Raw genomic sequence first — 14,361 nt, forward strand, 5'->3', positions numbered from 1 at the left:
TTGATTCTTGTTTCTTTACTTAATTTCTTCATTCTTCAAGGATTCTGCCCAGTTGAATCGATCGGTTGGGGCAAATTTCCATGGGGAGAAAGAGGTTTCCATATTTTGGAACATAGCATTCCACTGGGCAGGCGTACCTGATTCTTCCATTGCCACATATCTTCTCATCTGTAGAATGATGGACAATGGGTCAATATTTACAGGGCATGCTTCCACGCAGGCATTGCAGGAAGTACAAGCATTAATCTCCTCTTTAGTGATATAATCGCCCAACAAAGACTTGCCATCCTCCAAACCAGGACCACCAGCATCTATGCTTTTGCCCACTTCATCCGCTCGGTCTCTGACATCCATCATGATCTTACGAGGAGAAAGTTTTTTTCCAGTAAGATTGGCAGGGCACTCTGATGTACAACGACCACACTCGGTACAGCTGTAGGCATTCATCACATTCACCCAACTCAAATCATTGATATCTTTTGCACCAAATCTACCTATTTCTGCAGGAGGCTCCGCACTTGCTTCGGTTGCAATTCCCAACATCATATTCACTTCGTTGGTGACCTCGTCCATGTTTTGCATTTCGCCTTTTGGTTTCAAGTTGGAATACCACGTATTAGGGAAAGCAAGGAATATGTGTAAATGCTTGGAATAGGTTACATAAATGGCAAAACCCAAAATACCTACAATGTGGAACCACCAAGCAAAACGTTCGATTGCAATCAAGGCCCCATCGCTCATATTGGCAAATAGTGGCTGAATGAGGCTACTAAAGACTAAGCCATTTAATAAGGTATACTTTTCGACACCACGTTCGGCTAACAATTGATCAGTAGCATTCATGGTCAGGATGGCAAACATCAAGATGATTTCAATTACCAAAATCAAGTTGGCATCCATGGCAGGCCAGCCTTTCATTTCTGGTTTGGTAAAGCGCTCCACTTTCATCACGTTTCGACGGATAAGGAAAGCTACGCAGGAAACCAAGACGGCGATTGCCAAAAATTCAAATACATTCATCGCCACCCCATAAGCAGCACCCAAGAAAGGTGCGAATATTCTATGAGAGCCAGTCAGACCATCGATGATGAACTCAAGCACTTCAAGGTTAATCACCACAAAGGCTACATAAATCAACAGATGGAGGAAAGCAGGTACAAATCGTTTGAACATTTTTTGTTGTCCAAAGGCGACTAGCAACATGGTTTTCCATCGCTTGTCCGATTGATCATTTCGGGTTTCTTTTTTACCCAAGAAGATGTTTCGGCGCAGAAATGATACACGTTTGTACAAAATGTACCCTGCAGCACCCAAAATCAGGACAAAAAGGAGTTGAGATAAAATACTCATATTGTTTGTTTTAGCGTTTTTTGATTGGGTTTATTATAAATTTTTTATTCAAATGATTTGCAAGAAAACTTCTTATTCCTACCTTTGCATCACTTTATCAGACGGTGATGTAGCTCAGCTGGTAGAGCATCGGACTGAAAATCCGTGAGTCGGTGGTTCGAGTCCACTCATCACCACGAGTCCCGAAGCAATTCGGGACTTTTTTTGTTTCTAGACCTTTTGATTTTATTCCTTTGCTAATCATCATTTCTCTTCCAATAACGTGACGCAAAATACAAAATAGTCTGCTTGCATACTATTTTTTCGATTTAATTTAAATTCATTCTAAGTTGGAAATTTTTTCGCATTTTTCTGTAACATTTCCAGTCCCCATGCATCATCTTCCCGAATGAAGTCATTTTTTGAAACACATATCTGGCCTTTAAAGAGCAAACTCTATCGGATGGCATATCTCTGGGTCAAGGACCGGGAGGTAGCAAATGATATGTTGCAGCAAGTCTTCGAAAAAGCTTGGGTAAGAAAAAATGACTTAGAACATATGGATAATCCCACAGGATGGATGGTTAAGGCCTTAAGGAATGAAAGCTTGCAACACTTTCGCTCTACAAGGAAAATTGATCCTCTGGGTGATTTGGACCTAGAGGATTCTACAAAAATCAATGAAGAGGAAAGTACCGATAGAATACAGCTGGTATGGAGGTTTTTGGAAAAACTTCCTGAAAAGCAACGCGAGGTTTTCCTTCTTAGGGAAGTGGAAGGATTAACGTATGAGGAAATAGCCAACTACCTGGAAATCAATTTAGACTAAGTAAAGGTCAATTTATTTAGAGCACGGCAGCAATTGAAAGTCCACTTAACTGGAAAGAAATGAACAAACGGATAGATAATTTATTGGAAAAATATTGGGAGGGGAAAACAAGCTTAGAAGAAGAAAAAGAGCTACGATTTCTTTTGAGTCAGGTAGATGGATCTGAGTCAGCCAAGGAGTTTTTCTCAGGAATCTATGAGTTTTCTCAAATAAATGAAAACGACTTCGAGCAGCCAAAAGAAGTCGTGCCGCTTTGGAAAAGACCTTGGATCGGTTATGCTGCAAGTATAGCTTTGATTGTGGGTGTTGCTTTTGGAATATTTCAACATCAGCAACAAAAAGCAGAACGAGAGGCCTACGAACAGGTCGTGGCAGCTCTATCTCTTATTCAAGAAAATATGCAAAAAGGAAGTGAAGTATGGAAATCCTACAGGAACTACGCCACCTCCAGGCTCCTATTAATTTGTTTGACATTGAATAAAAATACCTATGAAAAAATATTTCTTCACTATTTTCTGCCTTTTCCTACTGGGATCTGCGCAGGCACAGGATGATGCCATCGTCAAGTTCTTTTCCAAATACATGGAAGATGATCGCTTTTCTAGAGTCTACATCAGCCCCAAAATGATGCAAATGGCAGGTGGATTTCTCAAATCTGACAAAGTCTCCGATAACGAAGCAAAAGACCTTGGGGAACTGATATCCAAAATCCGAGGAATCCGAATTTTATCTGCCGATAAAGTAAATGGGAAAACATTTTACCAGGAAGCCATGAGCACCTTGACGAAAAATAAGTATGAGGATCTTATGGATGTTCAAGAAAAAGATTCCAGCGTAAAATTCATGGTTCGGGAGGAAAATGGCCGAATCCGAGAATTATTGATGATCACTGGCTCCAAAGAAAGTTTCACATTGATGAGCATGCTAGGAAATTTCACCTATCAAGACTTGAATATGTTAGCAGAGAAGACAAGCATTCCTGGGATGGAAAAGTATAAGGGGAAATAGGGTGGAAATACAAGGGAAATGCGAAAGACAACAAAAAGTTAGAGTTTCAACTGAAAGAAATTTTAAATGACTAAACCCAATTCTATTATGAAAAAAGTATTCATTATCTCCGCTCTGCTTGTAACACTTGTAGGTAGCAGTTTTGCTCAGAGCAAATCTGTAGAAACCTTATACCAAAAACATAAATCAAATCCAGATTTTTTCCACTTGGATCTTGGAGGAAGTTTTATGAATTTGGCCAAAGGCCTAAATATCCAGCTAAATGATGATGGCGCTGATATCTTATCAAATTCGATAGATCGGATAAAGATGTTTAAATTACCTACATCCGCAGCAAGCAGTGAGTTTAAGGCACTCGCCAAATCCTTGGAAAAAGAAAATTTTGAGCTTCTGATAGAAGCGGGACAAAAATCCAATGCCGTCCAAATTTACTCAAAAGGATCAAAACAAATCAAAGATGTAGTGGTATTGGTAAGTGGAGAAAACGGGGATTACATGGTCTTCGAATTACTGGGCGACTTCAATTCAAAATCCCTTGCTGCTCTTGGGAAAACCTTTGAATAAAACGAGCTTTCAACCTGAAGCGAAAGCGGGAAAAGACTGCCTAAGCTAGAGTTTCTCATGCCTGAACGACCTTTGCTCAGCTTTTGTGTTAAGTAAATGTTCGCTCAGGCATGTTTATTTTGATGAGCCAATATGTATGTATCGATGGATTTTTGATATATGAAAAACAAATCAACTATCAGCTTTAGAAAAAAAATATTCTTTGGTTTTTGTTGTTAAAGAAAGCAAAAGTTTCCTTCGGAAACCGATTGCGGAAAAAGAGAATGCGTATTTTTTATTTTTCAATAATCATCTTATTTTTTTGCCATATCGTTAACGTTTAAACATTTTTATTGAAATATTTGCATCTGAATGAAACTTGTCTCAACTTTGTATCGTTGTCGTAAAGTGAAAGTCGACGAATCATCCCAAATAACCCGCCCCAATCCTGGGAAGAGGGGTATGCTTTCAAAAAGAATTTCTTAAACCTATTAAACTATCATTCAAATGAAAAAAATGTATTCATTGGTGTTTGCCATGCTGATTAGTATGGTGAGTATCGCAGCTTCGGGTCCAGTTGACCGTGAAAGAGGGACTATTTCTTTGAGAGAAATAGAAAAAGGTAAATTGCAGTTATTGTACGGTGAAAATGCTACTAGTACATTGGTAGTAAGAATCTATGACGAAAACCGTGTCATGCTTCAAAGAGATGTCATCAATGCCAAGCAGGCATTTGCTAAGTATTATGATTTCTCCAAATTGGCTTCCGGAATCTATAAAGTGGAGGTATTTGAGGGTACAGAACTAGTTAACTCTACTTTAGTAGATACTACTCCAAGAGTTTCCAAGCCTGTAATTTTCTCAAAAGTAGAACGTACAGATTACAATCAGTTCAAGCTTTTGGTAAACCCATTGCTTCCTTCCAATATGTCGGTATATGTATTTGAAAACGACAAATTGATCCATGAGGAGCGTCTGACGGATACCCAAGGATTCCAAAAGCTTTACAAGATTCAGCGTTTGAATCCAAGAGCAAAGATTGAATTCTTGGTAAAATCAGATGATGGATTCTCTGAATTGATTGCCGTGAAGTAATCTTGTGACGAAAGTTTACTATGTTAATGAAAGCCTCGATTGATTTCGAGGCTTTTTTTTGCATAAACAAATCTGATGGCTGCCATTTAAATGTTTGTTAATCAGCATGAAACCATAAAGCAATACAGCCGTAATTAATAGTCGATAACCAACTATTAGGGTATCCACTCTTAAGATTGCATACTCGAAAATAAATTTCCAAACCAACTAAACTTACACTACTATGAAAACTATTGCTCTCTTTATTTGTGCTTTATTGATCAGTACACCCATGATAGCAGCGGATGATGACAACTTAAATGTACGTGTGCTTCCAACTATCACAGCAAAAAGTACCCAGCCTGTGGTATTCTCTCAATTGGAAAAAGTAGACTTCAATCAATTTAGATTGAAAGTAAATACTTTATTACCCAAAGACATGACTGTGCATGTGTATAAAAACAACAAATTGGTCCATGAGTACACAGTGGAGGAAAGCACCGGATTTTTAAAGCGATACAAAATAAAGGGGGTGAATTCGAGAAGTAAAATTGAGGTAATCCTAAAATCAGAAGATGGGTTTTCACAAAGATTGCGGCTTTAATCTTTATTCTAGATCCACGTTAAAAGATGAATCCCGCATTCAATATTTATATCTACATCTATTGGGGTGATGGCTCCCATCAAATAATCAAAACCAACTAAAAAAGGCTGTCTCTTTTGGGTAGAGACAGCCTTTTCATTATATGAAGAATTTCAAGCGAACAACTTCCTTCTCAGAAAGAAATCTATACCTTCCTCTCGGTAAATCCTTTTTGTCCAAACCGGCATACATTACACGATCGAGTGCAACTACCTCATAGCCCAAGTGAGCAAATATTCTGCGGACAATTCTGTTTTTCCCTACGTGAATTTCCAAACCCAAAATAGTTCGGTCCTTGGATAGCACTTGCATATCATCTACCTGTACTTCTCCATCTTCCAACATCAACCCTTCCAAAATAGCTTCTTCATCTCCTTTGGTAATAGGTTTATCCAAAGTAACCTGATAGATTTTTTTGATCTGATTGGAGGGGTGAGATAGTTTAGCGGCTAATTCTCCATCATTGGTGAAGAGTAGTAGACCTGTAGTGTTTCTATCAAGTCTACCTACCGGAAACATTCGCTCCTCACAAGCATTCGCTACCAAGTGCATCACTGTCTTCCGCTCCATTGGATCATCTGTGGTCGTGATGAAGTCCTTAGGCTTGTTTAATAGCAAATATACAGGCTTTTCGGGATTGATCGTTTTACCTTTGTAAGTAACTCGATCTGTCAAGGCTACCTTGTAACCCATTTCAGTCACCACCTGCCCATTCACCTTAATCTCTCCTTTGGTAATCAACTCATCCGCTTCCCTTCTGCTGCAAATACCAGAGTTAGAGATATACTTATTCAAGCGGATTGCATCCGTATTCTTCTGCTTGTTATGATTCTTTTCTAATCGCTCAAAGTTATATTCTGGTCTCTCTACAGGAGCAGTTTTTTCAAATGGATTTTTGAATTTCTTTTTTCTTGGACGCTCTGAAGAACCACTTTCTTTTGGTACCCAATCAAAAACTGGTTTCTCATCCTTTCCTCTTCCTCTATAAACTGCTTTGCCTTCCGGCTTGGTACCTACCTGATTTTTGGAAAAAGCTGGTTTATCAAAAGAGGGCTTTCGTTCATTGGATTTAGGATATCCTTTTCCTTCGTTTTTTCCAAATGATCTTTTATCCTCAGAATTATCAGAAGGTCTTGAATCAGTTTTTTTCTGATAGCTTTTGCTTCCTTCATTTCTCTGGTCCGAAGATTTACCATACGGTTTTTTATCTCCCGACTTTCCATAAGGTTTCTCCTCTTTGGAAAACTTCCCAAATTTTGAATCTTCTTTCTTAGGTGTGTTGGTGTAAGTACCTCTTAGTCCTTCGTTTTTCTTATTAAAAAATGGTTTTTCGTCTCCTCTTTCAGGTCTTTTGGATCCTGAATCTTCTTTTTGAAAACGTGAATCAGTAGTCTTCTTTTTAGGATAGCTACCGCTTTCTGTTTTAGGGCTTCTTCTACCCTGACCATCACCTGATGGTCTTCTATTATTATCTCTTTTCATATAGATGCAGCATCTCTGCTGGATTAATTTAACCCTTTCACTTTCAGGGCTCAGCACTTCCGTCAAAGGGAATACAAAGGTAGATAAAATGTTTGGATTAATTCGATTTGTTATAAAATGCTTGAACAGCGGCCCTTACCGAGCCATGCGTCAGCAAAGCTTCTTTAGCTATCATCTCATCCAGACCTGTTGCCTCCATGATCATTTTGGTCCCCCTTTTTACCAATTTCTCATTGGAAAGTTGCATATCTACCATTTTATTTCCTTTGACTCTACCAAGTTTGATCATAACAGTCGTGGAAATCATGTTGAGGACAAGCTTTTGAGCAGTACCTGCCTTCATCCGCGTACTTCCTGTCACAAACTCAGGGCCTACTACTACCTCTATAGGAATATCTACTGCAGCAGCCAAAGGGGTTTGGTAGTTACAGGAAATACATGCGGTCAATAATCCAGCATTTTTAGCTTCTTGCACCCCTCCAATAACGTAAGGGGTAGTACCAGAGGCTGCTATTCCGACAATCGTATCATGAGGATTAAAACCAAAAGCTTGAATGTCAAGCCATGCTTGTTTGGGATCATCTTCTGCATTTTCCACTGCTTTGCGAATGGCAGAGTCTCCACCGGCAATTATTCCTACTACCCAGTCATGAGGCACCCCATAGGTAGGGGGACATTCAGAAGCATCCAAAATCCCTAATCTTCCACTTGTCCCTGCTCCAATATAAAACAACCTGCCGCCCTTTTCCATTCTTGGGACAATTGAGGCTACCAACTGTTCGATGGCTGGTATAGCCTTACCAATCGCAGAAGGAACTTTATGATCTTCACGATTGATATTTTGTAGCAGTTCGGAAATCTCCATTTGCTCTAAATTATCATAGTAGGAAGCACTTTCAGTTGTATTCATAATAGTTGTTGATGATATAAGGCAAGACCCGAGATGGGACCTTCCAAAATTAAATTCACATGTATATCGTGATCATATGCAGCACTTCGCAAGATGTCACTGTTATAAAACGCTATGGATCCTACAAAATTAACAGGCTTCTTTTTGTAGTCATCGTACTTCATGATATGTTTTTTGAAAAACTCCACGAAAGACTGGTAATAGAGCATGTAACAATAAGGCTCATGCTTATGATCGGTAATAAATCTACAAAAACTAGCCATATATCTTCCAGGAAATGGTCTTTGATACACATGTTCAATGATTTGCGGATTATCTAGTTGAAACTTTTCCAATACCAAATCCCTAATTTTCTTTGGCATTTCTTCATGAATAAAATCTGCTAAAAACCGCTTACCTATATAAGCTCCACCACCCTCATCACCCAAAATATATCCGGGTGCAGGTCTTTTGGCTATTATCAATTCACCGTCATAATCACAAGAGTTAGACCCCGTTCCTAGGATACAGGCAATTCCTGCCCTACTACCACAAGTAGCACGAGCAGCGGCCATCAAATCATGGTCCACGACGATTTCTGTTCTTTTAAAAATACTTCTCAAAGCAGCCTCCACTTGCTGCCTGTTTTTATGGGAAGTACATCCAGCACCGTAATAGTAAATGCTTTCGACTTCTTCACTTAAGTTCATCAAAAAATCAACCTGTAGCTCTTGGGCCATTTCTTCAGAAGTTTGATAGTTGGGATTGAAACCAATTCCTCTAAATTGGGAAATTTCCTTGTCCTTAGTTATCAGCCTCCAATCAGTTTTGCTGGCACCACTATCTGCAATCAATATCATATCAACTGTCCAATTGGTTCAAATTTGAGAAAAACATTTGCCGTATGTGGTGCATCTTCCAATTCTTCCGTCAAATCCTGTCCTGCCCAGTGCTCATAGTGCTTTCCATTTTTCCATAAACGTGAGACACTCACATCATAAATTACTCCTTTGTATGCCACCCAGATTTCAGGTTTATCTTGACCATTTCTAAGAGCTAATTGTTGTTTGGTATACCCTTTCATCAAAATAGTTTCAGTTGGGCATTGATCCAGCGCTCAGGAATCTCTCCCTTTTGAGCTGTTTGATAATCCAAATAGCTACAAGGTATGATGTGATTTCTGTCGTACTTATTTTCTGTGTGAAAGGGAACCTCCATCCACCATTTTTCACTACGCTTACTTTTATAGAAGACAATAAAAGCAGGATTATCATCCAAAGATACGGTATATTTTATATAGTCTGAACTGGCAAAGCTAAGTGAATCTCTACGCTCGTAAAAACCATCTATGAAATACCAAATCATCGTTGCAATTACTGAAGCTGTTTTATTGCGGGTATCATCATAATAAGGCTGATAACCGTAAATCCCTATGGAAGAAAGTTTTTCATTCATCCCAGCAAACCGACACAACTGACATGCCTCTTCTCCTGAAAGTCCAAAAGGTTGTGCATCATATGCCCCAGGAGCATCGGATGACTGAATGGAAGAAACATCTATACTCAACATATCAGTATTTCTGATGATAGGCTCTACTTCTTTAAAATTACCTTTTAACAAGCCCAATCTCAAATGCTCGAAATTTAACTTTTCCAATGCATTGGTTAACTCCTTATCCACCAAGAAACTCTGATAGGCTAACTGACTATAATTGAATAAATAATTCGGCTGGTGTAATATTATGGATTGGGAGTGGCAATCCGCAGCAGGCCCCTCATCCTCCATATCGATTTTTGCATCAACCGTAACCACACTGATCAATTTATCCATGGCTTCGTAGGACAAATATTGCCCTACATCCAAATCATGAGACCCTCCAAAAAATATGGGCAAAATTTGTTGGTTCATCAAGAATTCACCTACTTCCTTCATCAGCTGAATGGTATCTTTGTAAGAATCCCCACACTTAAGATTACCCAAATCAGCAATCTTATATAATCCTTCTCCTTTCTTTAACGCATATAATTTTTCACGAATATCAACGACTCCACGCTCAATACTATCACCTTTGGATACACCTCTCTTTTCGGTAAGACCAATGAGTGCCAATTGAATTCCTCGAAGGTCGGGAAAGGTTTCTTGATGAACTTGAATAGATTTTACAAAAGCATTGGTAGCGTAAGTATTATTGAAAAAGGAATCGGAAATGGGATTAAAATATTCGGATAGATTCATGGATATCTCTTGACGTAATCCCAAAATAAGTAAAAAATGTACTGAAATAAAAAAGGTCCTGCAGAAACAGGACCTTTTGTTGATTAACCACCGAAGTCGTCAAATCGTATATTTTCTTGCGGTATTCCCAAGTCATCCAACATTTTTAGAACTGCTGCATTCATCAATGGAGGACCGCAAAGGTAAAATTCGATTTCATCTGGATCAGAGTGATGCTTTAGGTAATTATCCCACAAGATTTGATGGATAAATCCTACATAACCATCTCCATCATCATTCAAATCTTTTTTCACGTTCCAGTTATCTTCTGGCAAAGGCTCAGACAAACCTATGTAGAATTTGAAGTTAGGGAAATCCTTTTCAATATTTCTGAAATCTGGAAGATAGAATAGCTCTTTCTTAGAACGACCTCCGTACCAATAAGAAACCTTCCTGTCAGATTTTTCCGTATGGAACAAGTGGAAAATATGAGATCTCAAAGGAGCCATACCAGCACCACCACCAATATAAATCATCTCTCGCTGAGTAGGATTGATGTGGAATTCTCCGTAAGGACCTGAAATGGTTACTTTATCACCTGGTTTTTGTGCAAACACATAAGAAGAACAAATACCTGGATTGACATCCATCCACTTATTGTTAGCTCTATCCCATGGTGGAGTAGCAATACGGATAGTTAACATTACAATGTTACCTTCAGCAGGGTGGTTAGCCATAGAGTACGCTCGGAAAATCTCCTCGTCGTTTTTCATCACTAAATCCCACATTTGATACTTATCCCACTCTTCCTTATACACATCTTGCTTGTGACCCAAGTCAGGATGTGGAGTGATATCGATATCTTTAAAATTAACAGTGGTAGGTGGAACATCTACCTGAATATAGCCTCCTGGTTCGAAGTGTAATGTTTCTCCTTCAGGTAATTTTACGACAAATTCTTTGATAAATGTAGAAACGTTGTAGTTGGACACAACTTCACACTGCCATTTTTTGATGCCGAAGATTTCATCAGGAATACGGATTTTCATATCCTGCTTCACTTTGACTTGGCAAGTAAGTCTAACTTTTTCTTGCTTTTCAGCTCTACTTAGGTGACCTTCTTCCGTTGGAAGTACTTCTCCTCCTCCATCTTCAATCACACATTTACACATGGCACATGTACCACCCCCTCCACAAGCAGAAGGAAGAAAAACCTTGTTATTGCTCAATGTGTTAAGCAAAGTCGAACCAGCTGCTGTAATGATTTCCTTTTCACCATTGATAAGGATTTTAACATCGCCGGAGGCAACAAGCTTAGATTGGGCAAACAACAAAAGGAAAACGAGTAGCAAGATAATAATCGTAAATGCTACAATCGAAGTAATAATTACTGAACCCATTTAATGTTAATTTAACTTTTTTATTTTCAGTACAACCCCAATTTTGGGAACACAAATATATTTACTAAATCCATTAAAACGACCTTTTCAAGGTTAAATTTGTGTTTTTATGGATTTTAAAGTCTTAACGGATATCCTGATTAATTGTTGAGTAAATTGAGCAAAGTTGTCAATCTGTTTTTCAACTGCCTTCTATCGATGATGAAATCCAAGAATCCATGCTCTAGAACAAACTCTGAACTTTGAAATCCTTTTGGTAAATCTTTACCTATAGTCTCACGGATCACACGTGGTCCTGCAAAACCGATTAATGCTTCTGGTTCAGCAATATTAAAATCCCCCAACATAGCATAAGATGCTGTCACACCTCCCGTAGTAGGATCAGTTAATAAAGAGATGTAAGGAATGCCTGCTTTATCCAAAAGCGCCAATTTTGCGGATGTTTTAGCCATCTGCATTAAGCTAAATCCAGCCTCCATCATACGGGCACCCCCTGATTTGGAGATCATCAAAAAAGGGATTTTATTTTTTAAGGAATAGTCAATCGCTCTAGCAATCTTTTCTCCTACTACTGAACCCATTGAACCTCCAATAAAGCCAAAATCCATACAGGCTACCACTAGATCCAAGCCGTTCATTTTGCCATAGGCAGTCCGTACAGCATCGTTGAGTTCGGATTTTTGTATACTTGCCTCCACTCGTGCTCTGTAGGGTTTAGTATCTACGAACTTCAAAGGGTCGCCTGACTTCATATTCTTGTCCAACTCCGTGAACTTATTGTTATCAAAAAGTATCTCAAAGTATTCTTTGGATCCGATTTTTACATGAAAATCATCATCTGGACACACATAAGAATTGTTTTTGAGTTCACGTGTATGGATGATGTTGCCTTGAGGAGTTTTAAACCAAAGTCCATCAGGAGCATCTTTTTTATCTTCCGTAGAAGTCTTGATGCCTTTATCTGTTCTTTTAAACCAAGCCATAATTTCTTTTTTTGGGCTGAAATTTCCACTTCAGGGACTACAAATTTAAAGGTATATTCCATTAAATAAAATTCACCCTAAAATATGGATACAAATCGTCCAACGCAGAACCTTCAAAAAAGATGGATTTCTTGGAAAATTAAAGTTTCATTGGAAAATAAAAGAAAGTGTATCCAAAGTGGATTTTTGAAATATAATTTCTGAATTTTAGCTGTCAATCAACCCCACCCTTTACTATGGCGCTCAGCACCTTGTTAGTCGTATCAGGAATTATACTTTTGATTGCATACTTCACTTATGGCAAGTATGTGTACAAAAAATTTAAACTCACTGATGAAAGGCCATCTCCTGCCCACACCTATGAAGATGGGATAGATTATGTTCCAAGCAAACCAGTTGTAGTATTAGGGCATCATTTTGCGTCCATAGCAGGAGCAGGTCCAATCGTAGGCCCTATCATTGCGGTTACGTTTGGATGGGTACCGGCGGTTATTTGGATTTTGGTAGGTGGAATTTTCTTTGGGGCCGTCCATGATTTGGGTAGTTTGGCCGCATCCCTACGCAATCAAGGAAAATCGATTGGGGTGATTATTCAGAACAATATTGGTAAAAAAGGCAAGCAGTTATTTATTCTGTTCAGTTTCTCCACACTCATATTAATTATAGGAGTATTCGCAGATATTATCGCCAAGACTTTTGTCAATAATCCTGGAGTAGCTTCCGCCTCAATTCTATTTATTTTATTAGCTGTCAGTTTTGGATTAGTCAATAAACTCGTTGGCGATAGCAAAAAAGCATTTATCCTAATCTCCGTAATAGGAGTGTTACTGATGTATTATTTTGTGTATTTGGGCATGCAGTTGCCATTTGAGTTGGGGTACCAAACATGGGTTTATATCTTACTAGCTTACGCATTTGTCGCATCCGTAGCTCCCGTATCCATGTTGCTTCAACCGAGAGATTATTTGAATAGCTTTTTGTTGTATGGATTGATTCTAGCCGCTGTCGTGGGTGTATTCATCGCCAATCCTGAGATTACTATGAGTACAGAGGTATACATCACAGCAGATAATTTGGGTTACTTGTTCCCGGTATTGTTTGTGACTATTGCATGTGGGGCTATTTCAGGTTTTCATTCCTTGGTTGCCTCAGGCACTACATCCAAGCAATTAGACAAAGAAAGTGATGCTAAGGTTGTTGGCTTTGGAGGCATGTTGATCGAATCATTTCTTGCTATCATATCTGTGGGAGCCGTAATCGTCTTAAGCAGATCTGAATACCTAGAGCGATTGGGTCAAGAAGGCCCTGTACCTCTTTTTGCCAGTGGATTGGGAGCCATGATCGCCTCCATGGGTATTTCGGAGAGTTTTGCTGTTGGCTTTGTAGCCCTGACCGTTTCTGCCTTTGCATTGACTACTTTAGATACTTGTACCCGATTGGCACGCTTTACCTTGCAGGAGTATTTTGATGATATCAAAAGTCCAACAGCCTTGAAAATCTCCCAAAACAGATATCTCTCAACCTCAATTGTGGTTGTGCTTTCTGTGATGCTATTGGCTTCGGGTAGCTTTACCACCTTATGGCCGATTTTTGGCTCTGCTAATCAATTGCTTGCGGCATTGGCCTTGTTAACCATCGCCGTATGGCTCATCCGCCAAAAAGTGAATGCCACCTTTGTGACCATTCCCATGTTTTTTATGTTTACGGTCACACTGACATCTTTGGGATTGTTTGCTTGGAAGAATTTCCAAGCAGAAGTATATGTATTGGCAATTATTGCCAGCCTCTTATTTATACTATCGCTAGCCTTGATTACCTTGGCATCGAGGAGTTTGAAGAAGGAGTTGGAGCCAAAAGAAAACGTGGTGTCCTAGATATTTAGCGCTTGTAAAACTAGAAAAGTAAAGTAGATTGAATATCTTAGGTTTCTTAATCTCATCTTTTTAAAACTGGGAGCTATTAAATAT

The 14,361-nt window shown here is 38.9% G+C and carries 15 protein-coding genes and 1 tRNA gene; 8 read left to right on the plus strand and 8 right to left on the minus strand.

The window, feature by feature from the left end; all coding sequences use genetic code 11:
• Window positions 1-15: 15 nt before the first annotated feature.
• A complete protein-coding gene (locus tag ACXIUD_RS17150; protein WP_458053872.1) occupies window positions 16-1,350 on the minus strand; it encodes a 4Fe-4S dicluster domain-containing protein in 1,335 nt (444 codons plus the stop codon).
• A 103-nt stretch (window positions 1,351-1,453) separates the two neighbouring features.
• On the opposite strand from ACXIUD_RS17150, the gene ACXIUD_RS17155 reads away from it, so the two are divergent.
• From ACXIUD_RS17155 to ACXIUD_RS17185, 7 genes are all read left to right on the plus strand, one after another.
• Window positions 1,454-1,526: transfer RNA gene (locus tag ACXIUD_RS17155), tRNA-Phe, on the plus strand.
• A gap of 212 nt (window positions 1,527-1,738) precedes the next feature.
• Window positions 1,739-2,158 (plus strand): RNA polymerase sigma factor, encoded by a 420-nt coding sequence (locus ACXIUD_RS17160; RefSeq protein WP_458053873.1) that lies wholly within the window; start codon window positions 1,739-1,741, stop codon window positions 2,156-2,158.
• A gap of 59 nt (window positions 2,159-2,217) precedes the next feature.
• Complete coding sequence (locus tag ACXIUD_RS17165; RefSeq protein WP_458053874.1) at window positions 2,218-2,712, plus strand: hypothetical protein; 495 nt, start codon at window positions 2,218-2,220, stop codon at window positions 2,710-2,712.
• A complete protein-coding gene (locus tag ACXIUD_RS17170) occupies window positions 2,648-3,166 on the plus strand; it encodes a DUF4252 domain-containing protein (protein WP_458053875.1) in 519 nt (172 codons plus the stop codon). Before ACXIUD_RS17165 ends, ACXIUD_RS17170 begins: the two co-directional genes overlap by 65 nt.
• Window positions 3,167-3,253: 87 nt before the next feature.
• A complete protein-coding gene (locus tag ACXIUD_RS17175) occupies window positions 3,254-3,730 on the plus strand; it encodes a DUF4252 domain-containing protein (protein ID WP_458053876.1) in 477 nt (158 codons plus the stop codon).
• 486 nt (window positions 3,731-4,216) lie between these two features.
• Window positions 4,217-4,804 carry a hypothetical protein gene (locus tag ACXIUD_RS17180; protein ID WP_458053877.1) on the plus strand — a complete coding sequence of 196 codons (588 nt, stop codon included), beginning with the start codon at window positions 4,217-4,219 and terminating at the stop codon, window positions 4,802-4,804.
• A 223-nt stretch (window positions 4,805-5,027) separates the two neighbouring features.
• Window positions 5,028-5,387, plus strand: coding sequence for a hypothetical protein (locus ACXIUD_RS17185; protein ID WP_458053878.1), 360 nt, complete (start codon window positions 5,028-5,030; stop codon window positions 5,385-5,387).
• Between the two features lie 138 nt (window positions 5,388-5,525).
• Here ACXIUD_RS17185 and ACXIUD_RS17190 read toward each other — a convergent pair whose 3' ends face one another.
• The 7 genes from ACXIUD_RS17190 to accD all read right to left on the minus strand — a co-directional run bounded on the left by ACXIUD_RS17190 (window position 5,526) and on the right by accD (window position 12,394).
• Window positions 5,526-6,908, minus strand: coding sequence for a pseudouridine synthase (locus ACXIUD_RS17190; protein ID WP_458053879.1), 1,383 nt, complete (start codon window positions 6,906-6,908; stop codon window positions 5,526-5,528).
• A gap of 97 nt (window positions 6,909-7,005) precedes the next feature.
• Window positions 7,006-7,818, minus strand: a complete 813-nt coding sequence (gene murQ / locus ACXIUD_RS17195; RefSeq protein ID WP_458053880.1) for an N-acetylmuramic acid 6-phosphate etherase — start codon at window positions 7,816-7,818, stop codon at window positions 7,006-7,008.
• Window positions 7,815-8,657 carry an N-acetylglucosamine kinase gene (locus ACXIUD_RS17200; RefSeq protein ID WP_458053881.1) on the minus strand — a complete coding sequence of 281 codons (843 nt, stop codon included), beginning with the start codon at window positions 8,655-8,657 and terminating at the stop codon, window positions 7,815-7,817. Before ACXIUD_RS17200 ends, murQ begins: the two co-directional genes overlap by 4 nt.
• Complete coding sequence (locus ACXIUD_RS17205) at window positions 8,654-8,881, minus strand: cytochrome b5 domain-containing protein (RefSeq protein ID WP_458053882.1); 228 nt, start codon at window positions 8,879-8,881, stop codon at window positions 8,654-8,656. The genes ACXIUD_RS17200 and ACXIUD_RS17205 overlap by 4 nt, the downstream gene beginning before the upstream one ends.
• Window positions 8,881-10,032 (minus strand): formimidoylglutamase, encoded by a 1,152-nt coding sequence (locus ACXIUD_RS17210; RefSeq protein ID WP_458053883.1) that lies wholly within the window; start codon window positions 10,030-10,032, stop codon window positions 8,881-8,883. The genes ACXIUD_RS17205 and ACXIUD_RS17210 overlap by 1 nt, the downstream gene beginning before the upstream one ends.
• 83 nt (window positions 10,033-10,115) lie before the next feature.
• On the minus strand, window positions 10,116-11,411 hold the full coding sequence (gene nqrF / locus ACXIUD_RS17215) for an NADH:ubiquinone reductase (Na(+)-transporting) subunit F (protein WP_458053884.1): 1,296 nt from the start codon (window positions 11,409-11,411) through the stop codon (window positions 10,116-10,118).
• Window positions 11,412-11,551: 140 nt separating this feature from the next.
• Window positions 11,552-12,394: an acetyl-CoA carboxylase, carboxyltransferase subunit beta gene (accD, locus tag ACXIUD_RS17220; RefSeq protein ID WP_458053885.1), complete on the minus strand. Its 843-nt coding sequence runs from the start codon at window positions 12,392-12,394 to the stop codon at window positions 11,552-11,554.
• 236 nt (window positions 12,395-12,630) lie between these two features.
• Between accD and ACXIUD_RS17225 the strand changes: the two genes are divergently transcribed.
• Entirely contained in the window at window positions 12,631-14,268 is a 1,638-nt protein-coding gene (locus ACXIUD_RS17225) for a carbon starvation CstA family protein (RefSeq protein WP_458053886.1), read from the plus strand.
• The last annotated feature ends 93 nt before the right edge of the window (window positions 14,269-14,361 follow it).

The organism is Mongoliitalea sp., from assembly GCF_054166905.1.

Bases quoted from the DNA above. Each gene is read 5' to 3' on its own strand.
- ACXIUD_RS17175 (WP_458053876.1), top strand. From the start codon at position 3,254: ATGAAAAAAGTATTCATTATCTCCGCTCTGCTTGTAACACTTGTAGGT.
- ACXIUD_RS17200 (WP_458053881.1), bottom strand. From the start codon at position 8,657: ATGATATTGATTGCAGATAGTGGTGCCAGCAAAACTGATTGGAGGCTG.
- ACXIUD_RS17180 (WP_458053877.1), top strand. From the start codon at position 4,217: ATGAAAAAAATGTATTCATTGGTGTTTGCCATGCTGATTAGTATGGTG.
- ACXIUD_RS17150 (WP_458053872.1), bottom strand. From the start codon at position 1,350: ATGAGTATTTTATCTCAACTCCTTTTTGTCCTGATTTTGGGTGCTGCA.
- ACXIUD_RS17225 (WP_458053886.1), top strand. From the start codon at position 12,631: ATGGCGCTCAGCACCTTGTTAGTCGTATCAGGAATTATACTTTTGATT.
- ACXIUD_RS17205 (WP_458053882.1), bottom strand. From the start codon at position 8,881: ATGAAAGGGTATACCAAACAACAATTAGCTCTTAGAAATGGTCAAGAT.
- accD (WP_458053885.1), bottom strand. From the start codon at position 12,394: ATGGCTTGGTTTAAAAGAACAGATAAAGGCATCAAGACTTCTACGGAA.
- ACXIUD_RS17210 (WP_458053883.1), bottom strand. From the start codon at position 10,032: ATGAATCTATCCGAATATTTTAATCCCATTTCCGATTCCTTTTTCAAT.
- murQ (WP_458053880.1), bottom strand. From the start codon at position 7,818: ATGAATACAACTGAAAGTGCTTCCTACTATGATAATTTAGAGCAAATG.
- ACXIUD_RS17160 (WP_458053873.1), top strand. From the start codon at position 1,739: ATGAAGTCATTTTTTGAAACACATATCTGGCCTTTAAAGAGCAAACTC.
- ACXIUD_RS17190 (WP_458053879.1), bottom strand. From the start codon at position 6,908: ATGAAAAGAGATAATAATAGAAGACCATCAGGTGATGGTCAGGGTAGA.
- ACXIUD_RS17165 (WP_458053874.1), top strand. From the start codon at position 2,218: ATGAACAAACGGATAGATAATTTATTGGAAAAATATTGGGAGGGGAAA.
- nqrF (WP_458053884.1), bottom strand. From the start codon at position 11,411: ATGGGTTCAGTAATTATTACTTCGATTGTAGCATTTACGATTATTATC.
- ACXIUD_RS17170 (WP_458053875.1), top strand. From the start codon at position 2,648: ATGAAAAAATATTTCTTCACTATTTTCTGCCTTTTCCTACTGGGATCT.
- ACXIUD_RS17185 (WP_458053878.1), top strand. From the start codon at position 5,028: ATGAAAACTATTGCTCTCTTTATTTGTGCTTTATTGATCAGTACACCC.